This window comes from Citrobacter sp. Cpo069, assembly GCF_030332785.1.
In the GTDB taxonomy this organism is placed as follows: Bacteria; Pseudomonadota; Gammaproteobacteria; order Enterobacterales; family Enterobacteriaceae; genus Citrobacter; species Citrobacter portucalensis.
Genome location: NZ_JAOWHD010000059.1, coordinates 1 through 23,634, shown reverse-complemented (window position 1 = coordinate 23,634; position 23,634 = coordinate 1). Strand labels below are relative to the sequence as shown.

Annotated in this window: 23 protein-coding genes and 1 pseudogene; 18 read left to right on the top strand and 6 right to left on the bottom strand. The window is 53.1% G+C overall.

Annotated features, from left to right (window positions below):
- Positions 1 to 153: 153 nt before the first annotated feature.
- Both OGY08_RS16100 and hdeB read right to left on the bottom strand, forming a co-directional pair.
- Positions 154 to 2,097, bottom strand: a complete 1,944-nt coding sequence (locus OGY08_RS16100; RefSeq protein WP_125363643.1) for a methyl-accepting chemotaxis protein — start codon at positions 2,095 to 2,097, stop codon at positions 154 to 156.
- Positions 2,098 to 2,252: 155 nt separating this feature from the next.
- On the bottom strand, positions 2,253 to 2,582 hold the full coding sequence (gene hdeB, locus OGY08_RS16095; RefSeq protein WP_003019999.1) for an acid-activated periplasmic chaperone HdeB: 330 nt from the start codon (positions 2,580 to 2,582) through the stop codon (positions 2,253 to 2,255).
- Between the two features lie 401 nt (positions 2,583 to 2,983).
- On the opposite strand from hdeB, the gene OGY08_RS16090 reads away from it, so the two are divergent.
- The 7 genes from OGY08_RS16090 to OGY08_RS16060 are packed head-to-tail and all read left to right on the top strand — an operon-like array spanning position 2,984 to position 9,901.
- Positions 2,984 to 3,850: a MurR/RpiR family transcriptional regulator gene (locus OGY08_RS16090; protein ID WP_003832990.1), complete on the top strand. Its 867-nt coding sequence runs from the start codon at positions 2,984 to 2,986 to the stop codon at positions 3,848 to 3,850.
- A 14-nt stretch (positions 3,851 to 3,864) separates the two neighbouring features.
- The gene (ddpX, locus tag OGY08_RS16085; RefSeq protein WP_003832991.1) at positions 3,865 to 4,452 is read left to right on the top strand and encodes a D-alanyl-D-alanine dipeptidase; all 588 of its coding nucleotides are present in this window, start codon (positions 3,865 to 3,867) and stop codon (positions 4,450 to 4,452) included.
- Between the two features lie 15 nt (positions 4,453 to 4,467).
- Complete coding sequence (locus OGY08_RS16080; RefSeq protein WP_057067750.1) at positions 4,468 to 6,030, top strand: ABC transporter substrate-binding protein; 1,563 nt, start codon at positions 4,468 to 4,470, stop codon at positions 6,028 to 6,030.
- Positions 6,031 to 6,074: 44 nt separating this feature from the next.
- Complete coding sequence (locus OGY08_RS16075) at positions 6,075 to 7,097, top strand: ABC transporter permease (RefSeq protein WP_003020008.1); 1,023 nt, start codon at positions 6,075 to 6,077, stop codon at positions 7,095 to 7,097.
- Positions 7,094 to 7,990 carry a D,D-dipeptide ABC transporter permease gene (gene ddpC, locus OGY08_RS16070; protein WP_008784785.1) on the top strand — a complete coding sequence of 299 codons (897 nt, stop codon included), beginning with the start codon at positions 7,094 to 7,096 and terminating at the stop codon, positions 7,988 to 7,990. Before OGY08_RS16075 ends, ddpC begins: the two co-directional genes overlap by 4 nt.
- The gene (locus tag OGY08_RS16065; protein WP_218659253.1) at positions 7,987 to 8,973 is read left to right on the top strand and encodes an ABC transporter ATP-binding protein; all 987 of its coding nucleotides are present in this window, start codon (positions 7,987 to 7,989) and stop codon (positions 8,971 to 8,973) included. The genes ddpC and OGY08_RS16065 overlap by 4 nt, the downstream gene beginning before the upstream one ends.
- Positions 8,966 to 9,901, top strand: a complete 936-nt coding sequence (locus OGY08_RS16060) for an ABC transporter ATP-binding protein (protein WP_125363645.1) — start codon at positions 8,966 to 8,968, stop codon at positions 9,899 to 9,901. The genes OGY08_RS16065 and OGY08_RS16060 overlap by 8 nt, the downstream gene beginning before the upstream one ends.
- 19 nt (positions 9,902 to 9,920) lie before the next feature.
- Here the strand turns inward: OGY08_RS16060 and OGY08_RS16055 are convergent, their stop codons facing one another.
- Positions 9,921 to 10,811, bottom strand: coding sequence for a LysR family transcriptional regulator (locus OGY08_RS16055; RefSeq protein WP_003020016.1), 891 nt, complete (start codon positions 10,809 to 10,811; stop codon positions 9,921 to 9,923).
- A gap of 142 nt (positions 10,812 to 10,953) precedes the next feature.
- Between OGY08_RS16055 and OGY08_RS16050 the strand changes: the two genes are divergently transcribed.
- The 6 genes from OGY08_RS16050 to OGY08_RS16025 are packed head-to-tail and all read left to right on the top strand — an operon-like array spanning position 10,954 to position 16,663.
- A complete protein-coding gene (locus OGY08_RS16050; RefSeq protein WP_125363646.1) occupies positions 10,954 to 11,661 on the top strand; it encodes a CoA transferase subunit A in 708 nt (235 codons plus the stop codon).
- A gap of 2 nt (positions 11,662 to 11,663) precedes the next feature.
- Positions 11,664 to 12,320 (top strand): CoA transferase subunit B, encoded by a 657-nt coding sequence (locus OGY08_RS16045; protein ID WP_125363647.1) that lies wholly within the window; start codon positions 11,664 to 11,666, stop codon positions 12,318 to 12,320.
- A gap of 10 nt (positions 12,321 to 12,330) precedes the next feature.
- On the top strand, positions 12,331 to 13,536 hold the full coding sequence (locus OGY08_RS16040; RefSeq protein WP_060682196.1) for an acetyl-CoA C-acetyltransferase: 1,206 nt from the start codon (positions 12,331 to 12,333) through the stop codon (positions 13,534 to 13,536).
- Positions 13,526 to 14,449 carry a 3-hydroxyacyl-CoA dehydrogenase family protein gene (locus OGY08_RS16035; RefSeq protein ID WP_111465569.1) on the top strand — a complete coding sequence of 308 codons (924 nt, stop codon included), beginning with the start codon at positions 13,526 to 13,528 and terminating at the stop codon, positions 14,447 to 14,449. Before OGY08_RS16040 ends, OGY08_RS16035 begins: the two co-directional genes overlap by 11 nt.
- A gap of 37 nt (positions 14,450 to 14,486) precedes the next feature.
- Positions 14,487 to 15,881, top strand: coding sequence for a GntP family permease (locus OGY08_RS16030; protein ID WP_196776256.1), 1,395 nt, complete (start codon positions 14,487 to 14,489; stop codon positions 15,879 to 15,881).
- A gap of 11 nt (positions 15,882 to 15,892) precedes the next feature.
- Positions 15,893 to 16,663, top strand: a complete 771-nt coding sequence (locus tag OGY08_RS16025) for a 3-hydroxybutyrate dehydrogenase (RefSeq protein WP_125363648.1) — start codon at positions 15,893 to 15,895, stop codon at positions 16,661 to 16,663.
- 84 nt (positions 16,664 to 16,747) lie between these two features.
- Here the strand turns inward: OGY08_RS16025 and osmC are convergent, their stop codons facing one another.
- Positions 16,748 to 17,179 (bottom strand): peroxiredoxin OsmC, encoded by a 432-nt coding sequence (gene osmC / locus OGY08_RS16020; RefSeq protein WP_003833007.1) that lies wholly within the window; start codon positions 17,177 to 17,179, stop codon positions 16,748 to 16,750.
- Between the two features lie 227 nt (positions 17,180 to 17,406).
- Here osmC and sra point away from each other — a divergent pair, with 227 nt between their 5' ends.
- The 5 genes from sra (at position 17,407) to OGY08_RS15995 (ending at position 22,232) form a co-directional block, all read left to right on the top strand.
- Positions 17,407 to 17,547: a stationary-phase-induced ribosome-associated protein gene (gene sra, locus OGY08_RS16015; protein WP_125363649.1), complete on the top strand. Its 141-nt coding sequence runs from the start codon at positions 17,407 to 17,409 to the stop codon at positions 17,545 to 17,547.
- 179 nt (positions 17,548 to 17,726) lie between these two features.
- Positions 17,727 to 19,424 (top strand): malate dehydrogenase, encoded by a 1,698-nt coding sequence (gene maeA / locus OGY08_RS16010; RefSeq protein WP_003833011.1) that lies wholly within the window; start codon positions 17,727 to 17,729, stop codon positions 19,422 to 19,424.
- Between the two features lie 309 nt (positions 19,425 to 19,733).
- The gene (locus OGY08_RS16005; protein ID WP_286566066.1) at positions 19,734 to 21,449 is read left to right on the top strand and encodes an ABC-F family ATP-binding cassette domain-containing protein; all 1,716 of its coding nucleotides are present in this window, start codon (positions 19,734 to 19,736) and stop codon (positions 21,447 to 21,449) included.
- A 220-nt stretch (positions 21,450 to 21,669) separates the two neighbouring features.
- Positions 21,670 to 21,948: a type II toxin-antitoxin system RelE/ParE family toxin gene (locus OGY08_RS16000; protein ID WP_003833016.1), complete on the top strand. Its 279-nt coding sequence runs from the start codon at positions 21,670 to 21,672 to the stop codon at positions 21,946 to 21,948.
- Positions 21,948 to 22,232, top strand: a complete 285-nt coding sequence (locus OGY08_RS15995) for a HigA family addiction module antitoxin (RefSeq protein WP_003833018.1) — start codon at positions 21,948 to 21,950, stop codon at positions 22,230 to 22,232. Before OGY08_RS16000 ends, OGY08_RS15995 begins: the two co-directional genes overlap by 1 nt.
- Positions 22,233 to 22,273: 41 nt before the next feature.
- Here the strand turns inward: OGY08_RS15995 and OGY08_RS15990 are convergent.
- A pseudogene (locus OGY08_RS15990) lies at positions 22,274 to 22,874 on the bottom strand (inorganic diphosphatase); the annotation flags it as partial.
- A 187-nt stretch (positions 22,875 to 23,061) separates the two neighbouring features.
- Positions 23,062 to 23,520, bottom strand: a complete 459-nt coding sequence (tnpA, locus tag OGY08_RS15985; RefSeq protein WP_057069660.1) for an IS200/IS605 family transposase — start codon at positions 23,518 to 23,520, stop codon at positions 23,062 to 23,064.
- Positions 23,521 to 23,634 lie beyond the last annotated feature (114 nt).

Here is a 23,634-nt window from a genome sequence, read left to right as displayed (position 1 = left end):
CGACTTTACACCCAATATTATAGAGTTAAGTGGGGAATGATTCAAAGTCTTATAAGACACAATAAAAAGGAGTTAAACCGGAAAATCTTGCTTAAGGGATATTATACTGGAGTTATCCGGGCACAAGGTCTGCACCCGGAAATGATGCCGTTATCAGGCAACGGAAGGTTCAGGTAATCTGAAGGATGAGACCAGCAATGCCAGTTGTTCCGCCTCCTCTTTCAGCGCCTGCGTCCGTGCTGCGGCATCATCAATTAATGAGGCGTTTTGCTGAACGGTGCTGTCCATTTCGGTAACGGCCAGCGTAACTTCGGAAACGCCCTTACGTTGTTCTTCACCCGCAACGCGTATTTCCCCCATCAACTGGCGCACCTGACGCACATTGTTGACCAGTTCTCCCAGACGCTCACCTGCATTGTGAATTTGCTGACTTCCGCTACCAACATGAGAAACGGATTCATCAATCAACGTTTTAATTTCCTGGGCGGCGGTGGCACTGCGCTGAGCCAGCGTGCGCACTTCGGAGGCCACGACGGCAAACCCTCTGCCAGCATCGCCCGCTCTGGCTGCTTCAACCGCGGCATTCAGGGCGAGAATATTGGTCTGGAACGCAATGCTGTCGATGACCGCGACAATTTCCACCATTCTGCCGGATGAGGCGCTGACGTTATCCATTGTTGAGATCACGCCCTGCATCACATCGCCGCAGCGGTTGGCCGTTTGCGCGGTTCTATCGGATAGCTCATCCGCCAGTTGTGTATTACTGGCGTTTTGATGAACGGTCGCATTTAACTGCTCCATAGCCGCCGAACTCTCTTCCAGCGCAGCGGCCTGCTGCGTTACGCGAGATGAAAGCTCCATATTACTGTCAGCCAGGCTAACGGCGTTATTCGCTACCACTGTGCTACTGCTTCTGACGGTGATCAGGATGGCCGAGATTTTATCGACGAACAGGTTAAACGCCTCGGCGATAGCCGAAATCTCGTCTTTGCCACGAACATCCAGACGACGGGTAAGATCGCCTTCTCCCTGCGCGATGTCATCAAGTGCCTGACGAGTATCATCGAGACGTGAAATCAGTCGACGAACCACCAGCCATGATCCCACCAGCAACAGCGTCATGATAGGGATCAATACTTCCAGAACGTCCTGCATCATCACTTTGGCAAGACCGACAATACGAGATTCCGGGGTTGCAAGTCCTACGACCCAGCCGGTATCTGGCATCGGGAACAGCATTACCTGTGACGCTGTATTCAGGACGTTGTCGTTTGCCAGCGTGATAGTCTTCACCCCATCTGTCGGGCGCAAAGATTTCAGACCGTTTTGCACCGGGATAAGCCACTGCGCGCTTTGCGCCAAATCGTTAATGGTTTTATATTTTGCCAGGTCGGCCTGCGGGAAATAGAGAATTTGTCCCTGCTTGTCTACCACAAATGCGTAACCACCGGTGCTGTTTCCCTGCTGCTGCATGAAGGTAGCGACGTTATCCAGACGGATATCAGTGGTAGCGACACCGGCAAACTTGCCCGCCTGTTGATAAGGCACGCTGCATGTCACCATGTTGACGCCTGAACTGGCATCCTGGTAAACGTCAGACCATAAACAGCTGTTTTGTGAATGGCCTTTGGCCAGTTGATACCAGCTTTCATTGTGGTATCCACTCGATCCTTCGACGTTATAATCATTGGAATACACCAGCTTTCCTTCAGCATTACGCGCCCAGAAAAAGCTTCTTTTCTCCACACCTGCGGTGAAGGCGTCTGGTTCTGGCCAGATGCCGCCGCCGGTAATAATCGAGTCTTTACCTTCACCAATAAGATGCGGAACAACGCTTTGGTACAGAGATTCATCGTTAGGCAACACTTCAGCCAGTCGCGACAGGCTGACGGTCTCACCTTCAATTCGGGACAATACGGTACTCAACTGACGGGTTAAACCTTGCCCTGTTTCTTCGATCAGGGCGGTGTTGATTTCAACGACGCGCGGCTGACCGCGCCAGAGCATAATCACCACGATAACAAGGGTCGTTACTGCAAGCAGCAGAATGCCGCCGATGGTTAAACGCGTTGAAATACGAGTAGGATACCAGGCCATACAAACTCCTTCTGCAAAAGGCTAACTTTTATCCAGTATCGGCACAGGCGTTTATATCTTTATAAAGTTTTCTTAAGTATCACAAAACAAATTAGTGACAGCGTCACAAATAACAAAACCCAGCACTTTGGCTGGGTTTTAATAACGGTTTAATCTTATTTAGATAATTCTTTTTTGATTTCGTCTTTTATTTTACTTAATTCACTCTGCGGATGTTTCTTACAAAGTTCAACGGTCAGAGGAACTGCAGTCGTAACGGTTTCGTTATAGTCGACGTAGTCACCACCTTTGAAGTCTTCGTCTTCATTGAGCACCCAGAAGGCCACCGGAGCCATAGTTTGTGGGTTCAAATCAATAAACTCCTGGCAGTTCATACCTTTCGGAGTCACTTCAGTTTTAGCGTTATCTGTTGCTGCATTGACGCTGACACTGGTTAACAGCGCTGCGACCAGAATACCTGCTGTAGAAAGGGAGAATTTATTCATTGTAGTACTCCATTTATAATATAAATAATATCTACACTTGCGCTTAACACCGTTAATGTAGCTCGCGAAAAATAATACCCCTACCGTCATAAGAATAAAGATTGCTGTTATTGATATGGCTGAAATTTATATTTCCCATTACTGATTCTTATGTCTGAGGGATAAATGTTGCCCACAATGTGATCGTTCCGACGAAATCAGCAGATTCATACCCCTCTTCCTCTACCGTTGCACCAAAACTGAACTACGCTGCACAAATGTTGATCATTGGTTAATGAATATCGGTTGGCTTTTAACAAAAACAGCCGGCGTGCCGCTGTTACGCACATGGCACGCGTCCTGCATTGTTAATTCGCTAACAGAAATACGGTATCTGACAGGCAACTAACAGCGAGAAGGTAATGACAGCCAAACCAGAGTTATTTACCCGCATAGAGCAAACCTTTAGCCAGCTGACGCCCAGCGAAAAGCGCGTGGCCGGGTGGCTGTTAGCCCATGCTGTGCAGATCCCATTTGAAACCGCAGATGGCATCGCCAAAGCAACCGGAACCAGCGGCATTACCGTCGGACGTTATCTGCGTAAACTGGGTTTTCGTAACCTGGAGGATGCAAAAGCCAGTCTGCGTGAACTGCCCGTTGTTCCGTATCAGCCCTGGGGAATGAATGAACGACTGGACTCCTGGCACCAGCAACAAAGCCTGCCGGATCGGGCACAGCAGTCGCTGTTGCTGGAGATCGACGCTATTACCCACGTCTATCAACTTGCCCAGGGTGAGACGTTTCAACGCATTGCGCAGCAGTTGGCGCATGCGGAAGCCGTGTACATCCTCGGGATCCAGTCCACCCGCGGGATCGCCAACGCCTTTTTTAGTCACCTGGAATACCTGCGACCTAAAGTCAGCTACTCCGAAGGCCTGTCCGGCAGTTGGGTTGAGTCGCTGAACTCGGGATTCAGCCAGCCTTACGTGGTTATTACCGATATGCGCGCCTACTCCGCTATTTCGCGACAATATTGCCGCGTCGCCACAGAACGCTGTATTCCGCTGGCGCTCATTACCGATGTGTGGTGCCCATGGGCCAGGGATTATTCCATTGATTTACTTCAGGTAAAAACTGACACCGGGCATTTCTGGGACTCACTGGCACCGGTGAGCTGTCTGTTCAACTTATTACTTTCTGCGGTGGTGGCGCAACTGGGTGACGCCCTCGCAGGACGCCTGCAAACCAATCGCCAGTTACAACAACAATTTGGTCAATTCGAACAATAAACAGGAAACGTGCTATGTCAGAACTCCCAGAACTGGTCGATCTGTCGGTGATATTTCCGTCGCTGCATATCGATCTTAAATACGCTACTGCCGATAACATTACCGGCGCACCTATCTACCGGGAAGCGCGTTGTCTGTTGCATACTGAGGCGGTAACCGCGCTGGCTAAAAGCATCAGCATTGCGCAACTGGCCGGCCTGCAGCTTGTGGTGTACGACGCGTATCGCCCCCAGCAGGCGCAGGCGATACTGTGGAATGCCTGTCCCGACCCGCAGTATGTTGTCGATGTCGCAATTGGTTCCAATCACAGTCGGGGTACGGCCATTGACGTCACGTTGATGGACGATCGCGGCCATCTCCTTGATATGGGGGCCGGTTTTGATGAAATGCACGACCGTTCCCATGCCTGGCACCCGTCTGTACCTCCGGCAGCGCAGCGTAACCGCCTGCTGCTCAATGCCATTATGTTTGGCGGTGGTTTTGTCGGTATTAACAGTGAATGGTGGCATTTTGAATTACCTGATGCCGCTCGCTATCCGCTGCTTGACGATCAAATAGATTGTTACACTGTCACGCCTATAACAACACAACATCCCCTTTAATTCTGGAGCCTGGTTATGAAGACTACACCTGCGTTAAACGCTTTTTTCCGCCCCGCTCTGATAGCCGTTGCGTTAGCGTTTGCCCTGCCCGCCGCACAGGCTGCCGTTCCCAAAGATATGTTGGTGATTGGTAAAGCCGCCGATCCGCAGACGCTCGACCCCGCCGTGACCATCGATAACAATGACTGGACGGTTACCTATCCCTCTTACCAGCGGTTGGTTCAATACAAAACCGACGGAGGTAAAGGCTCCACGGAAGTTGAAGGTGATTTAGCCAGCGGCTGGAAAGCCTCTGACGATCAGAAAGAGTGGACGTTTACCCTGAAAAACGATGCCAAATTCGCCGACGGAACGCCGGTAACGGCAGATGCGGTAAAGCAATCCTTTGAACGTTTGCTCAAGATTGGTCAGGGACCTGCGGAGGCTTTCCCAAAAGATCTGAAGGTCGACGTCATTGATAACAACACGGTGAAATTTACCCTCAGCCAGCCGTTTGCCCCGTTTCTGTATACGCTGGCAAATGACGGTGCCTCAATCATTAACCCGGCCATCTTAAAAGAGCATGCCGCAGACGATGCCCGCGGATTCCTGGCGCAGAACACGGCTGGCTCTGGTCCCTTCATGCTGAAGAGCTGGCAAAAGGGACAACAACTGGTGCTGGTGCCTAACCCGCATTATCCCGGTACAAAACCGACATTTAAGCGTGTCTCAGTCAAAATCATTGGTGAAAGCGCCTCCCGTCGCCTGCAATTGTCGCGTGGCGATATCGACATTGCCGATGCGCTGCCTGTTGACCAGCTTGCCGCTTTGAAACAGGAAGGCAAAGTGAACGTGGCGGATTATCCCTCGCTGCGCGTGACCTATCTGTATCTCAACAACAGTAAAGCCCCGCTCAATCAGGTGGATTTACGCCGTGCCATCTCGTGGGCCACTGATTATAAAGGCATGGTTAACGGGATCCTGAGCGGCAATGGAAAGCAAATGCGTGGCCCGATCCCTGAAGGCATGTGGGGTTTTGACGATAAGGCCATGCAGTACAGCTTCGATGAAGCCAAAGCCAAAGCCGCGTGGGACAAAGTTGCTAGCAAACCTGAAAGCCTGAGCTTCCTGTACTCTGATAATGACCCTAACTGGGAACCTATCGCGCTCGCCACCCAGGCAAGCCTTGGCAAACTGGGTATTAAGGTGAAACTGGAAAAACTGGCAAACGCCACCATGCGCGACCGCGTGGGCAAAGGCGATTACGACATTGCCATTGGCAACTGGAGTCCGGATTTTGCCGACCCGTACATGTTTATGAACTACTGGTTTGAGTCAGATAAGAAAGGCTTGCCGGGTAACCGTTCGTTCTATGAAAACGGTGAGGTCGATAAACTGCTGCGCAGCGCGCTGGCCACAACCGATCAGGTGGCCAGAACCAATGACTACCAGCAGGCGCAAACCATCGTGATTGATGAGGCGGCCTACGTCTATTTATTCCAGAAAAACTATCAGCTGGCGATGAACAAAGACGTCAAAGGATTTGTATTCAACCCCATGCTGGAACAGGTCTTCAATATCTCCACCATGAGTAAATAAGCCACGTTTATGCGGAGCCGCTCTGGCTCCGCAAGGGGAAGCTAATGACGTTCTGGAGTATTTTACGCCAGCGATGCTGGGGACTTATTCTGGTGGTTATCGGTGTTTGCGTAATCACCTTTATTATTTCACACCTGATACCTGGCGACCCCGCGCGGCTGCTGGCGGGCGATCGCGCCAGTGATGAAATTGTCGAAAATATTCGCCAACAGTTGGGGCTGAATCAACCGCTGTATGTCCAGTTTTTTCGCTATGTCAGCGATATTTTTCACGGCGATTTAGGTACCTCCATTCGCACCGGGCGTCCGGTACTGGATGAGCTGCGCATTTTTTTCCCCGCGACCCTTGAATTGGCTTTCTGTTCTTTGTTGCTGGCGCTGGTGATAGGTATCCCGCTGGGTATTTTATCTGCGGTCTGGCGTAACCGCTGGCTTGATCACCTTGTTCGGCTAATGGCAATTACCGGTATCTCCACGCCTGCATTCTGGCTGGGGCTGGGGGTTATCGTGCTGTTTTACGGTCATCTGCAAATTTTACCCGGCGGTGGGCGTTTAGACGACTGGCTGGATCCACCAGCTCACGTCACCGGTTTCTACCTGATTGATGCTCTGCTGGAAGGCAACGGCGAAGTCTTTTTCAATGCGCTTCAGCACCTGATTTTGCCATCGCTGACATTGGCTTTTGTACATCTTGGGATCGTTGCCCGTCAGATTCGTTCCGCCATGCTGGAGCAACTGAGTGAAGATTACATACGTACCGCCCGCGCCAGCGGGCTCCCGGGCTGGTACATCGTGCTGTGCTATGCATTGCCTAACGCACTTATCCCATCAATCACCGTCCTGGGCCTGGCGCTGGGCGATCTGCTATACGGTGCGGTATTGACCGAAACGGTCTTTGCCTGGCCTGGCATGGGCGCCTGGGTGGTGACCTCAATTCAGGCACTCGACTTCCCGGCGGTAATGGGATTTGCGGTGGTGGTCTCGTTCGCCTATGTGCTGGTCAACCTGGTGGTGGATTTACTCTATCTGTGGGTAGACCCTCGAATTGGACGTGGAGGTGCTGAATGATGCTCACACAAGAAACACCGACCGCCCCTCAGACTGCACGCCGCCGCACGGACTGGGCCAAACTGTTCTGGATGATGAAAAGTAGCCCGCTGACGCTGGTTGGCGGGGTCATCATCGTATTGATACTGCTGCTGATGGTGCTGTCGCCGTGGATAACACCCCACGATCCGAATGCCATCAATTTGAGTGCGCGCCTGCTGCCCCCGTCAGCCGCTCACTGGTTTGGAACCGATGAAGTCGGTCGCGATCTGTTCAGCCGCGTTCTGGTAGGAAGTCAGCAATCTGTCGTTGCGGGTCTGGTGGTAGTGGGTATCGCCGGGGGATTGGGCTCACTGCTGGGTTGCTTGTCGGGTGTCATGGGTGGGCGTGCCGACGCGATAATTATGCGGATGATGGACATTATGCTGTCCATTCCTTCGCTGGTGTTGACGATGGCGTTAGCCGCCGCGCTGGGCCCCAGCCTGTTTAACGCCATGCTGGCGATTGCAATCGTCCGTATCCCTTTCTATGTACGCCTCGCCCGTGGTCAGACGTTAGTGGTACGCCAGTTTACTTTTGTACAGGCTGCCCGGACCTACGGCGCTTCACGCTGGCATCTGATTAGCTGGCACATTTTACGCAATTCTCTGCCGCCGCTCATTGTGCAGGCATCACTGGATATCGGCAGCGCGATCCTGATGGCCGCCACGCTCGGGTTTATCGGTCTGGGCGCCCAGCAGCCCAGCGCTGAATGGGGGGCGATGGTCGCAATTGGCCGCAATTACGTGCTTGATCAGTGGTGGTATTGTGCTTTTCCCGGCGCCGCCATTCTGATTACCGCCGTGGGCTTTAATCTCTTTGGCGATGGTATTCGCGATCTGCTGGATCCGAAAGCCGGAGGAAAACAGTCATGACACAACCCGTACTGGAAATCGAAGATTTGCATCTGAGTTTCCCCGGCTATAAAGCTGACGTGCATGCGCTGAACCATGTATCACTGCACATCAACCGCGGAGAAATCGTTGGTGTGGTGGGTGAATCCGGTTCCGGTAAGTCCGTGACCGCCATGCTCACCATGCGTCTGCTACCGGAGGGAAGCTATCGTATTCACCAGGGACGCGTTTCGCTGCTGGGTGAAGATGTGCTCAACGCCAGTGAGAAACAAATGCGCCAATGGCGCGGCGCACGCGTCGCGATGATCTTTCAGGAGCCCATGACGGCACTGAATCCGACCCGCCGTATCGGCCAGCAAATGGTGGAGGTGATCCGCCATCATCAGGCGTTAAGCCGCACGGATGCCCGCCAGAAAGCCGTCGCTCTACTCGAAGAGATGCAAATTCCGGACGCGCCGGAGGTCATGAAACGATTTCCGTTTGAGCTTTCCGGCGGTATGCGCCAACGCGTGATGATTGCGCTGGCCTTTTCGTGCGAGCCGGAGCTTATCATTGCCGATGAACCGACCACTGCTCTGGACGTCACGGTGCAACTGCAGGTGCTGCGTTTGCTGAAGTTAAAAGCGCGCGCCAGTGGAACAGCCGTGTTATTTATCAGCCATGATATGGCGGTGGTTTCACAGTTATGCGACCGGTTGTACGTCATGTATGCCGGGAGCGTGATTGAGAGTGGCCCGACGCAAACCGTTATTCAACGCCCGACACACCCCTATTCCATCGGCTTGCTGAAATGTGCGCCGGAACACGGCGAACCGCGCGCATTGCTGCCCGCCATTCCCGGCACCGTGCCGAACCTAACCTGCTTACCTGCCGGATGCGCGTTTCGCGACCGCTGCTTTGCCGCTGGTCCTCGTTGTGAAGAAACGCCGGTGTTAAGTAGTCAGGGAGGTGCAGATCAACAATCTGCCTGCTGGTATCCGCAACTGGAGACAACACATGTCTGATTTTTTACTGGCGCTGCAGGATGTACATGTCAACTTTCCTGCGCGTAAAAACTGGCTTGGCAAGGTTACGGAACGGGTGCATGCGCTCAACGGTCTGGATTTACAGATTCGCCAGGGTGAAACGCTGGGGATTGTTGGCGAATCCGGCTGTGGAAAAAGTACGCTGGCGCAACTGTTGATGGGCATGTTGAAACCCAGTCAGGGAAGCTATTCTCGCCGTGGTGATAAGCAGCATAACGGTATGCAAATGGTCTTTCAGGACCCTCTTTCATCACTGGACCCGCGCTTACCGGTGTGGCGGATAATTACCGAACCGGTGTGGATCCAAAAACGGAGCCCGGAGCGTGAACGACGCATGCTTGCCGAGGATTTGGCACGGCAGGTGGGGATTCGTCCTGAATATCTCGACCGCTTGCCGCACGCGTTTTCCGGTGGACAGCGCCAACGTATTGCTATTGCCCGGGCGCTATCGTCAGAGCCGGATGTTATCGTCCTCGATGAGCCCACTTCAGCGCTGGATATCTCCGTGCAGGCGCAAATTCTCAACCTGCTGGTGTCGCTACAGGCGCGCAGAAACCTGACCTACGTATTGATATCGCATAACGTGTCGGTGGTCCGCCATATGAGCGACCGTGTGGCGGTGATGTACCTCGGGCAAATTGTTGAGCTGGGTGATGCCCAACAGGTTCTCACTCATCCCGCCCATCCGTACACACGATTATTACTGGACTCGGTACCTAAAACGGGCACACCGCTGGCGGAAGATTTAGTGTTACGTAAAACCGAGCTACCGGGAAACCGAACGTTGCCCCAGGGCTGCTTTTTCCGTGACAGATGTCCATTGGCAACCCACGGTTGTGAGAAAAAACAGGCATTGCTGAAGAGTGATACCGGATGTGACGTTCGCTGCTGGCGGGCGGTTACATGACCTGAGCCGTTGAGAAAAGTCAGGTGCGATACGCCTTTTTCAGTGAATCCACCAGCACCTCGGAAGCGGTAGATAATTTATGATGCGCCGAACGCAAAACCCCGATCCGACGCTGGATCACCGGCGTATCCAGATCGATACAGGTTGCGCCTAACTCTGTCATTTGCGTGCGGCATAGTGCAGGTACGGCGCTACCGCCCAGACCGTTAGCCACCAGACGGCCAACGGTTACCAGCTGATGGCTCTCCAGCGCTACTTCCAGCGTATGTCCGCTTTGCACCAGTTGTTCTTCCAGCATCAGCCGCACGGCGGACGGGCGTTGCAGGGTGATAAAATCCAGCGTCAGCAGTTCGCGCCACGCAATACGATCCCTGTCTGCCAGTCGACAGGTTGGCGGCACAATCGCGATAAAACGATCCACGCCGAGCGGCGTGAAATGCAGATGTCCCGAATAGTCCGGCTCGAAGGCTATGCCCATCTCGACCCGCCCTTCACTAACCATTTCAATCACGTGTTCATTGATCACATCATGAACCGTTACGTTGATACCGGAATAAGAATCACGAAATGTTTTCAGTACCGATGGCAGGACGTTAGCGGCAAATGAGGGCATGGCGGCGATCGATATTTTACCGCGCTGCAGCGTAAAGCGCTGGCGCATGGCTTCTTCCGTATTCTCCCAGTCCGCCAGCAGCTGTCGCCCCATATTCAGCAGCGTTTCTCCCTCCTGCGTCAGGGTCACTTTGCGGGTCGTTCTTAATAGTAACGCCCCGCCCAGCGAATCTTCCAGTCCTTTAATCGCCAGGCTTAACGCGGGTTGCGACATATTCAGTCTTTCGCTGGCATGAGCAAAATTCAGAGTGTGAGCTACCGCTAAAAACGCGCGTAACTGTTTGATGCTCATTCCCACTTCGCATTCCTTTAACTTGTTGAATACCTTTAATTAACATTAAATTGATAAAAAAACCCAATGAGTGAGTCACAAATTTAAAATTAACAAATCATTTTTCACCCCCAATGATGTCGGCAAGGACAACTGGGGAGGCAAGTGTATGGCTGGACTGGATAAACGTGTTGCCACTTATCAAGAGGCGCTGGAAGGACTGACCGACAACATGACGCTGCTGGCAGGTGGTTTTGGTCTATGTGGGATCCCTGAAAACCTGATTACCGAAGTACGCCGTCGGGAGGTTCAGGGACTTACCGTTGTATCAAACAACTGCGGCGTGGATGGCTTTGGCCTTGGCGTGCTGCTGGAAACGCGTCAGGTGCGCAAAGTGGTCGCGTCCTATGTGGGGGAAAACGCCCTGTTTGAGAAACAGGTGCTTAGCGGCGAACTGGAAGCCATCCTGACGCCACAGGGTACGCTGGCAGAGCAGTTGCGCGCGGGCGGCGCGGGGATCCCGGCATTTTTTACCGCGACCGGATATGGAACCCCCGTGGCGGAAGGGAAAGAGGTTCGCGAATTTGCCGGACGCCCTTACATCCTTGAGCAGGCGATAACCGGTGATTTTGCGTTGATTAAAGGCTGGAAAGCCGACTGGTACGGCAACGTCATCTATCGCCACACTGCACAGAATTTTAATCCGCTGATGGCCGCCGCCGGGCGCATTACCGTCGTGGAAGTCGAAGAGATTGTCCCTCCCGGAGAACTGGACCCTGCTGCGATTCACACTCCCGGAATTTTCGTTAACCGCATTATTCAGGGTCAGTTTGAAAAACGTATTGAACAACGCACCCTGCGCCAGAAAGGAGCCTGACCATGTTAACGCGTGAACAAATGGCGATGCGCGTCGCCCGCGAGCTGCGCGACGGATATTACGTCAACCTTGGGATCGGCATTCCCACGCTGGTGGCAAATTACATCCCTGATGGCATGGATGTGATGCTGCAATCAGAAAACGGTTTGCTGGGTATGGGGCCGTTTCCCACAGAAGACGAAATTGATGCCGACATGATCAACGCCGGGAAACAGACAGTGACGGCGCGCAAAGGCGCGGCGATTTTCGACTCGGCGCAATCCTTCGCCATGATCCGCGGCGGCCACGTTGATCTGACGGTGCTCGGTGCGTTTGAAGTCGATGTTAACGGCAATATCGCCTCATGGATGATCCCCGGAAAAATGGTGAAAGGCATGGGCGGCGCGATGGACCTGGTTGCCGGAGCTGACAATATCATTGTGGTAATGACCCATGCTTCCAAAAACGGTGAGTCCAAACTGCTTCCCGCCTGCACCTTGCCGCTGACCGGCGTGGCCTGCATCAAACTCGTGCTTACCGACCTGGCTCTGCTGGAAATTGCCGACGGTGCGTTCATTCTGCGTGAGCGTGCACCGGGCATCAGCGTGGATGAAATTGTCGCCAGAACCGCCGGCAAGCTGATCGTTCCCGAAATTGTCCCCGAAATGCACTTTAGCTGAGGAGCTGACCATGCAGGATGTTGTAATTGTCGCGGCAACGCGCACCCCGATTGGCAGTTTTCATGGCGCGCTGGCACCACTTTCCGCGGTTGAGCTTGGTTCAGTGGTGATCCGTTCGCTGCTGGAAAAAACGGCTGTGGTGCCTGAGCAAATTGATGAGGTGATTTTAGGTCAGGTTCTGACTGCGGGCTGCGGTCAGAATCCGGCCAGACAAACGGCGTTACGGGCAGGACTGCCGGTCACCACGCCCGCGTTAACTATCAACTTGGTGTGTGGTTCGGGTCTGAAGGCGGTGCATCAGGCGGTACAGGCGATTCGCTGTGGCGATGCGCAAATCGTGATTGCCGGGGGCCAGGAGAGCATGAGCAATGCGCCCTATTATCTCGACGGCGCGCGGGCCGGTCTGCGGTTGGGTCATGCCAGTATGAAAGACAGCGTGGTGCATGACGGCCTGTGGGATGCGTTCAACGACTATCACATGGGTATTACTGCCGAAAATCTGGCGGATAAGTTCGTAATCAGTCGTGAGCAGCAGGACGCTTTTGCCCTGCACTCCCAGCAAAAAGCTGCCGCCGCCATTGAAGCGGGTCGTTTTAACGCGGAAATCACGCCGGTCAGCGTCCCACAGGGCAAAAAGCCGCCACGTGTGGTGGACCGTGACGAACAACCTCGCCCGGATACTCAGGCCGACAAGCTGGCGCAACTTAAACCGGCGTTTCGTCCGGGTAACGGCACGGTGACCGCCGGAAATGCATCATCCATCAATGATGGTGCCGCCGCGGTGATGTTGATGAGCGCCGCCAAAGCGGCGGAACTCAATCTGCCAGTGCTTGCCCAGGTGGCGGGCTACGCGGTTTCTGGCGTCGATCCCGCCATTATGGGCATTGGGCCGGTAGAAGCGTCACTCCAGTGCCTGAAGCGTGCTGGCTGGACGCTAAATGACGTGGATCTTATCGAAGCCAACGAAGCCTTTGCTGCGCAAGCGCTGGCGGTTGGCGAATCCCTGAACTGGGACAGCAACCGGGTAAACGTGAACGGCGGTGCGATTGCGCTGGGGCACCCGATTGGCGCATCAGGTTGCCGAATTTTGGTAACACTGCTGCACGAAATGGCTCGCAGCAATGCAGCTAAAGGGCTGGCTACGCTGTGCGTAGGTGGCGGTCAAGGTGTGGCGCTGGCGGTAGAACGTCCGCAGGGGGTAGCTCATGCAAAGTAAGCCTATCTGCATTTTGGGCGCGGGGTTAATGGGTGTCGGCATTGCTACCCACTTCGCCCGTTTTGGTTACGATGTCTGGTTATACGATACCGATAGCAGCCGAATTGCAGAAATAAGCGGAGTTGCTGGCGGTATCCTGGATGAGCTGATTGTCACCGATCAATTTGCAATTGGTGAAAAAGCGACGGTCGTGGCTCGCCTGCACGGCACAACCTCGCTACAGGATATTGCCGCATGCCGGTTACTGATTGAAGCGATCCCGGAGCGGCTCGAACTCAAACACGCACTGTATGCGCAACTGGAAGAGCTGATCGCGCCGGAGGCCGTTATTGCCAGTAATACCAGCGGCCTGCCGCCGGATGCGCTGGCAGAAAAACTCGCCCATCCCGAACGGTTGCTGATCGCCCATTTCTGGCACCCGCCACATTTTATTCCGCTGGTCGAAATTGTACCTGGCACCGCAACGAAGCCGGAATATCTCCATGAATTGCAACAACAACTGATCGCGATGCAACTTGAGGCGGTGGTGCTCGACCGCGCCGCTCCAGGGTTTGTTGGCAATCGACTGCAGTTTGCCCTGCTACGTGAAGCGCTACATATCGTTAAAAGCGGCATCGCCAGCGCAGAAGTGGTTGATCAGGTGATGCGCGCCTCGCTCGGACGTCGCTATGCAATGGTCGGTCCGCTGGAGGCTGCTGATATGACCGGACTTTCTACGGTGCAGGACATTTGTCGGCATCTGCTTCCGGAACTGGCAACCGGCAGCGACATGATGACGCTGGTCGCTGACAAGGTCGCCAACGGTAATACCGGTGTACGCAGTGGTCAGGGTTTTTATCATTGGGATGATTCGCGCAAGGAATACATCCAGCAACGCAGGGAGCATCAGCTGCGATTTGCCCTGAAGCCATAACGTCTCTTTCTGTACCCCAATATAATAATAAGGAGTCATGATGAGTGTATTAATCGCCCTGGCAGCGCTGGGCCTGCTGATGCTGGCAGCCTATCGCGGATACAGCGTCATTCTGTTTGCCCCCATCGCAGCATTAGGTGCTGTATTGCTTACCGAACCCAGCGCCGTCGGCCCTGCCTTCACCGGCCTGTTTATGGAAAAAATGGTCGGTTTTGTGAAGCTGTACTTCCCGGTGTTCTTGCTGGGGGCCGTGTTTGGCAAGTTAATCGAGTTATCTGGATTTTCACGTTCCATTGTTGCCGCCGCTATCAACATCCTCGGTCGTCGTCATGCCATCCCGGTGATTGTGCTGGTATGTGCGTTGTTGACCTACGGCGGCGTATCGCTGTTTGTGGTGGCCTTTGCGGTGTATCCGTTCGCGGCTGAACTGTTCCGTCAGAGCAATATTCCTAAACGCCTGATCCCGGCAACCGTTGCGCTGGGTGCCTTCTCCTTCACCATGGATGCCCTGCCAGGCACACCGCAGATCCAGAACATTATTCCGACCAGTTTCTTCGGTACCAACGCCTGGGCCGCGCCGTGGCTGGGTTTGATAGGTTCCGTATTTATCATCGTTGTTGGTCTGGTTTATCTCGAACGTCAGCGTCGTAAAGCGCAGGCTAAGAATGAGGGTTATGGGACTGAACTGTTAAACGAGCCGGAAACGCCGGATAACATTAATCTGCCGAACCCGATCATCGCGATCTCTCCGCTGATCCTGGTTGGGGTATTTAACCTGCTGTTTACCCGCTGGATCCCGCAATGGTATGGCGCCACGCATCAACTGGAGCTTCCGGGTCTCGCCAAACCGATTACCACCGAAGTCGGTAAAATCACTGCTATCTGGGCAGTGGAAGCGGCGCTGATTTCTGGGATCCTGCTGGTGGTGCTCTTCGGCTATCGCAACATTAAAGGTCGCCTGGCGGAAGGCAGCAGAACGGCGGTTGGCGGCGCGATCCTCGCGGCGATGAACACCGCGTCAGAGTACGGTTTTGGCGCAGTGATCGCCGCCCTGCCAGGTTTCCTTGTACTGTCAAAAGCACTGGCGGCTATTCCTGACCCGCTGCTCAATGAAGCTATCAGTATCACTACGCTCGCCGGGATCACCGGTTCGGCGTCTGGCGGGATGAGTATTGCCCTTGCCGCCATGTCTGACACCTTTATCGCGGCCGCTCACGCTGCCAATATCCCACTTGAAGTCTTTCACCGCGTGGCGTCTATGGCCAGCGGCGGTATGGACACCCTGCCGCATAACGGCGCAGTCATTACCTTATTAGCTATCACCGGTCTCAGCCACCGTCAGGCGTATGGCGGAATTTTTGCTATTACCGTCATTAAAAGTCTGGCCGTACTGTTTGTCATCGGCGTCTTCTACACCACCGGAATTGTTTAAGGAGAATCATCATGAACTTAACGGGAAAAACCGCCCTGGTTACCGGCTCGACCAGCGGTATCGGATTAGGTATCGCACAGGTGCTGGCGCAATCGGGCGCCACCCTGATCCTCAACGGGTTTGGTGATGTGGATGCCGCCAAAGACGCTGTTGCGCAATATGGCAAAACGCCAGGTTATCATGGAGCGGATCTGAGCGATGAAGCGCAAATTGCCGACATGATGCGCTATGCCGAGAGCGAATTCGGCGGTGTTGATATCCTGGTCAACAACGCGGGGATCCAGCATGTATCCCCGGTGGAAACCTTCCCGGTTGATAAATGGAACGCGATTATCGCCATTAATCTCTCTTCCGTTTTTCACACCACGCGTCTGGCGCTTCCTGGTATGCGCGCGCGAAACTGGGGGCGCATCATTAATATCGCTTCTGTTCACGGCCTGGTGGCCTCAAAAGAGAAATCTGCCTACGTAGCGGCGAAGCACGGCGTGGTGGGATTCACCAAGACCATCGCACTGGAAACCGCGCAGACGGGTGTCACCAGCAATGCGCTGTGTCCCGGCTGGGTGCTCACGCCGCTGGTTCAGCAGCAGATCGATAAGCGTATTGCCGAAGGCGCAGAGCCTGAGGCTGCGCGTGACGCCCTGCTGGCGGAAAAGCAGCCGTCGCGCGAATTCGTTACGCCGGAACAGTTAGGTGAGCTGGCACTATTTCTGTGTTCAGACGGTGCGGCGCAGGTGCGCGGCGTGGCGTGGAATATGGATGGCGGTTGGGTAGCGCAATAACATCATCAGGTGCCGGATAAGACTGACTTACATCCGGCACAGTCGTAGGCCGGATAAGACGCAGTCGCATCCGGCACGCCACGATTAAGACTTCAGCTGATAATCCAGCGTAATTTCCGCGTTCAGTACCTGCGATACCGGGCATCCGGCTTTTGCTTTCTGGATGATGCCGTCAAACGTGGCGGCGTCTATCCCCGGCACGCTCACCTGGCTATGCAACGCGACTTTAGTGATCGCAAACCCGGCATCTACTTTATCCAGAGAAACATCGGCAGTGGTATCAATGGCATCTGGGGTAAACCCCGCTTCACCCAGCATCAGCGAAAGTGCCATCGAGAAGCAGGCTGCATGGGCCGCGCCAATCAACTCTTCAGGATTGGTGCCTTTCTCACCTTCAAATCGTGTATTAAACCCATACGGTTGCTGATTCAACACGCCACTTTCGGTCGACACAGTGCCTTTGCCGCGCTTAATGTCGCCTTCCCAGTGTGCCTGACCTTTCTTATGGATAGTCATTACCGCTCTCCTGTGTTGTCGTCGGAGTTACTAGTATAGGACGGCTGAGAAAAAGCATGTTACATACGGGATAGTTCTCATTTGCCGCTTAAGCATTGACCTTTCAGATAAAATGACCGACCATCCAGAAAGCCGTTATGTTGAACATCGGCTTTATATCAGGTTGTATTTCGTCCGTTCTCATACGGGCTCGCCCTTGAAACCAGTAACAGGATTAAGGAGTTAGAATGAAATCGAACCGTCAGGCCCGTCATATTCTCGGACTGGACCACAAAATCTCAAATCAACGTAAAATCGTGACCGAAGGTGACAAAACCAACGAGGTCAATAATCCTACTGGAAGAAAGCGCCGCACTGACGGCAAGTAGCCTTTCGCACGTCTGACTGAGTAACGAGATAAACACCATTGCAACCGCAGTGGTGTTTTTGCTTATAAAACCCCTTAACCCATTCACAATGCTTTATACTTCGCCCGTTTCCCTGGCGGACAGGCTACATACGATCATAAAGAGCGCCAGGGACGGTTATTCAAAAAAGAGTGAGTGACATGGAAAACGAAACCAAAAAATTGCGTTCCCTTTACATCCCCTACGCTGGCCCGGTACTGCTGGAATTCCCTTTACTGAATAAAGGGAGCGCCTTCAGTGTGGAAGAACGCCGTAACTTCAACCTGCTGGGGTTACTGCCGGAAGTGGTCGAGACGATTGAGGAACAGGCTGAACGCGCCTGGATCCAATATCAGGGATTCAAAACCGAAATCGACAAACATATTTACCTGCGCAACATCCAGGACACCAACGAAACCCTGTTTTACCGACTGGTGCATAATCACCTGGATGAGATGATGCCAGTTATCTATACCCCAACGGTCGGCGCGGCCTGTGAGCGTTTCTCTGAGATTTATCGTCGCGCACGCGGCGTGTTTATCTCATATCAGAACCGCCACAATATGGACGATATCCTGCAAAACGTCCCTAACCACAATATCAAGGTCATCGTTGTCACCGATGGCGAACGTATTTTAGGTCTTGGCGATCAGGGGATCGGCGGGATGGGTATTCCAATCGGTAAACTGTCGCTGTATACCGCATGTGGCGGAATTAGCCCGGCCTATACTCTTCCGGTGGTACTGGACGTGGGGACCAACAATCAGCAACTGCTGAACGATCCGCTGTATATGGGCTGGCGCAATCCGCGTATCACTGATGATGAATACTACGAATTCGTTGATGAATTCATCCAGGCCGTGAAGCATCGCTGGCCGGATGTGCTGTTGCAGTTTGAAGATTTCGCCCAGAAAAACGCTATGCCACTGCTGACCCGTTATCGTGATGAAATTTGCTCGTTTAACGACGATATTCAGGGCACCGCGGCGGTTACTGTCGGTACGCTGATTGCGGCTAGCCGCGCGGCCGGTAGCCAGTTGAGTGAACAGAACATCGTCTTCCTCGGCGCAGGTTCCGCCGGTTGCGGGATCGCCGAGCAGATCATTGCGCAGATCCAGCGTGAAGGTTTAAGTGAAGAAGCGGCGCGTCAACGCGTATTCATGGTCGATCGCTTCGGCCTGTTAACAGACAAAATGCCGAACCTGCTCTCCTTCCAAACCAAACTGGTGCAAAAACGCGAAAATCTCCAGCATTGGGATACCCAAGAAGATGTGCTGTCGTTGCTCGATGTGGTCCGCAACGTTAAGCCGGATATCCTGATTGGCGTTTCCGGACAAACCGGCCTGTTTACCGAAGAGATCATCCGCGAAATGCACAAGCATTGTCCGCGTCCGATCGTCATGCCGTTGTCCAACCCCACTTCCCGTGTTGAAGCTACACCACAGGATATTATCGCCTGGACCGAAGGTAACGCGCTGGTTGCGACCGGTAGTCCGTTCGCACCGGTACTGTGGAAAGATAAAATTTACCCAATCGCCCAGTGTAACAACGCCTATATCTTCCCGGGTATCGGCCTGGGTGTGATTGCGTCTGGCGCATCGCGCATCACTGATGAAATGCTGATGTCGGCGAGTGAAACGCTGGCGCAGTATTCACCGCTGGTGCTCAACGGTGAAGGTCTGGTGCTACCGGAACTGAAAGATATTCAGACCGTTTCTCGCGCCATTGCCTTTGCCGTCGGTAAAATGGCTCAGCAGCAAGGTGTGGCAGTGAAAACCTCCGCCGAAGCGCTGCAACAGGCTATTGACGATAATTTCTGGCAGGCAGAATATCGCGACTACCGTCGTACCTCTATTTGACGGTTTGCCCGGCGGCACACTGCTGCCGGGCGTTCAACACTTGCGCTTTTGCGTAACTTACGATTACACTTTCACCACCGATTAACATTCTGAAAAACAAAAGGAGGATACTTATGCTGTACTGTGAACGTTTTATCGTTTCACATGCTTTTGGCGATCGCCAGTGCTCAAGCGTTATCGGTATCGTGCTGCGATAACTTCTGCTTGAGCGAAGCTAACTTCTAAATCCCCTTCTCTCGGGCTTACCGGGTTATCGTCAGCGATGTTTGACGAGGCGTTTTCACGCCTGTAACTCTTGAGTAAGCAACAATGAGCACATTACTAACCGCACAATCCTTACACGTTGATACGGCATTCGGCACGCTATTCGACGATCTTTCCTTTACCCTGAAAAAAGGCGACCGCATCGGGCTTATCGGTTACAACGGCTGCGGTAAAAGCACACTGTTAAAACTGCTCGATGGCACGATCTCGCCCACCAGTGGGGCAATCGCGCAGGCGAATCACTGCCATCTCGCGCGTGTAGAACAACATCTACCTGACGATATACTGCCGCTTACGCTGCAGGAAGCCGTTCTCGCTCAACTTCCCGAGCATGAACGCGCAGCTCAGCAGTGGCGGGTTGAAGCACTGCTTGCCGAAATGGGTTTTACACCAGAGAATTTATCTCTGACTGCGCAAACATTGAGCGGTGGCCAGCACACGCGCTTGCTATTAGCGCGGGCACTGATGCGTAATCCTGACTTGCTGCTGCTGGATGAACCGGGTAACCACCTGGATTTGCCTACATTACTGTGGCTTGAGCAGTTCTTACAGAACTGGTCTGGCAGTTTTGTGGTGGTCTCCCACGACCCGCAACTGCTGGACGCGGTGACTCATGGAACCTGGATCTTGCGCGATCGCACTCTCCATGCGTTTGATCTACCCTGTAGCGCGGCGCGTCAGGCTCTGGCAGAAAGAGATGTCAGCGATGCTCTGCGCCACAAGGCTGAGCAAAAAGAGATAGACCGGGTGACTGCCAGCGCCAAACGGCTGGCAACCTGGGGGCGGGTCTACGACAACGAAGATCTCTCCCGCAAGGCAAAGCAGATGGAAAAACAGGTACAGCGCCTGAAAGAGGTGCAAACAGAAGTAACGTCAGGAAGTAAGTGGACACTAACATTGCAGGGTGATGCCCTGCGTGCAGATCGTTTGCTGGAGATGACCAATCTGTCTGTAGCCCCTGCTCCCGGTGCAGATACACTGTTTTCCATTGCCGGTATCCGGTTAAAAAGCGGCGATCGCGTGGCGATTGTCGGGCGTAACGGTTGCGGGAAATCATCGCTGTTAAGGCTTATCTGGCAACAGTTTCAGTCACAGCTGGCATCACCTTCACTGGTGTTACACCCGCGCGTTACCCTGGGTTATTACGACCAGACGCTGCATCAGCTTGCCGATAACGATTCATTGTTTGACGCGCTGGAAGCGTTTGCCCCGCAGCCAGAGATTCGCAAGATGGCGTTGATTAGCGCGGGATTTCCGTGGGTTCGCCATGCGCAGCGAGTCAGCACGTTAAGCGGCGGTGAGCGCTCCCGGTTACTGTTTGTTGGGTTGACGCTTGCGCGCTACAGTCTGCTGATGCTCGATGAACCGACCAACCATCTGGATATGGAAGGCAAAGAGGCGCTGGCAGAAACGCTACAAAGCTATAACGGCGGCGTGTTGCTGGTCAGTCACGACCGGCAGCTTATCAGCCAAAGCTGCAACCGGTTCTGGTTAATCGACAATGGCGAACTCAGTGAATGGCACGATCTGGATGCGGTCAATGCGCGTATTCGGGAAACGTCCGCGGAGATAACCGTTCCCAAAACGGTGGCTGAAGCGAAAACTGAAATAAGCGGTGACAGCGATAGATTGCTGGAACAACTTCTCGATCTTGAGCAGCGTCTGGCCGACGATCTCGCCCGCAAGCCGAAACATCAAAAACCGTTGTTACAGGCGCAATGGCGTAAAGAGATTGAACGTCTGAACGCACAACTGGAGTAACCTTTATTGCCGGATGGCGCAAGCTTATCCGGCCTACATCAGCAAAATGTGCGTGTAGGCCAGCCATCCGGCAATTCTTGCGTGACGCTTTCCAGTTATTCCCCTTCTCCCTTTTTCTTTTTGCACATTCGCCGCACAATTTTAAATATCGCAATCTTGGTGTTGCGTTTAACGGAACATTGATGGTAGTGTTCCTCTTGAAGGAACAAGGATGATACGGATGATCATGAACTTCAGGCACAAGGGATTGCGCGATTTGTTTCTTCATGGACGAACATCAGGCGTTATGGCGAAACATGTCCGACGATTACGACACAGACTTGCCGTTATTGATGCGGCAAGCAAGGTTACAGATATCAATATGCCCGGTTATAAGCTACATCCTCTGGTGGGTGAACGCGACGGCATATGGGCAATTTCTGTTTCAGGTAACTGGCGTATTACGTTTGAATTCGTCAATGGCGACGCGTACATACTGGATTACGAGGACTATCATTGATGAAGATGGCAAATCATCCCCGTCCTGGGGATATCATTCAGGAAGCGCTGGAAGAACTCAATGTCAGCCTGCGCGAGTTTGCCAGAGCTATGGAGATTGCACCGTCAACGGCAAGTCGACTATTAACCGGGAAAGCGGCTCTGACGCCTGAGATGGCGATTAAACTCTCCGTAGTGATTGGCAGTTCACCCGAAATGTGGTTAAACCTGCAAAATACCTGGAGTCTGGCAGAGGCCCAAAAAAGCGTGGATATTTCACGTCTGCGTAAGCTGGCGGTACAGTGATATAAATGCCGGATATACTTTTGTCATCCGGCATACCATTTATTGCTGCGGTTTTTTCTCTTTCCAGGCATCCCAGGCCTGTTTGATCTCTTGCTTTGCCGTAGCGGCGTCATTGAAACCGTTTAATTCGACCTTCTTGCGCCCTTCCGGCAGATCTTTGTACACGCGGAAGAAAGATTCCAGACGTTGAACTTCAATCTTGGGCAGATCGCTTAACTCTTTGATGTCGTCATAAGTGGGGTCAATTTTACTGGCCGGAACGGCGACAATTTTGTCGTCCTTTTCACCGCCGTCGATCATCTTCAGGACGCCAATAGCGCGCAGCTTAATCAACGTTCCCGGAGCAAGCGGCGCACGGGTATAAAAAATGACGTCCAGCGGGTCACCGTCACCGGCTAAAGACTGGGTGAGTGAACCGTAGTTGGCGGGATAGGCAACCGGCATTGACTGGAAGCGATCGGCAACGATAAAACCGGTTTTGGCGTCGGTTTCATATTTAATCATTCCACCTGCAGGAATTTCGGTTACGGCATAAAACTCTTCCGGGTTGTTCTCCGGCTGAGGAAATTCGAGGATGTTCTGTGCCTGAGCTGAAGCACAAAGAAACACGCTGACTGCGAGTAATTTTTTCACCAGATGCATTGTCTTTTAACTCTTCTATTATCGGAAAGACAACACCTTACGTTCAGCAGATGACAGAAACATGACGTTTTTTTGGCAAATAAATATCCTCCGGCATAGCCGGAGGTTTTTCTGATGCGCCTATAAGGCTCTGTTACCAGCCGCGCCCTAACAGGCGCATACGATCTGACATTTGCATCAGACTTCGTTACTTACGGCCCGTAAACGGGCTACCCGGATAAGGGATCGATAACTGCTCGCCCATTTTATCCTCTGCAAGCTGGTGCTTTATGTATTCCTGTATCCTTGCTGTGTTCTTACCCACCGTATCTACGTAATACCCACGACACCAGAACTCCCTGTTCCTGTATTTAAACTTCATATCACCAAACTGCTCATACAACATCAGACTGCTTTTACCTTTCAGATAACCCATAAAACCGGATACGCTCATTTTGGGCGGGATTTCCACAAGCATATGGATATGATCTGCACAGCATTCCGCTTCCAGGATCCGCACGTTTTTCCACTCACACAGCTTTCTTAAGATGCTGCCTATCGCCCTACGTTTCTCCCCGTAGAATGCTTGTCTTCGGTATTTGGGCGCAAAAACTATGTGATATTTACAGTTCCATCGGGTGTGCGCTAAGCTCTTTTCGTCCCCCATTGGGACCCCCTTTTGATTTCTTGTTTAACCCTTGCAGTTGCCAGACCGCAAGGTGTTTTAACAAATCAAAAGGGGTTTTAATAACTGGCCCAAAGCTGAAAGCTTTCCGGAACC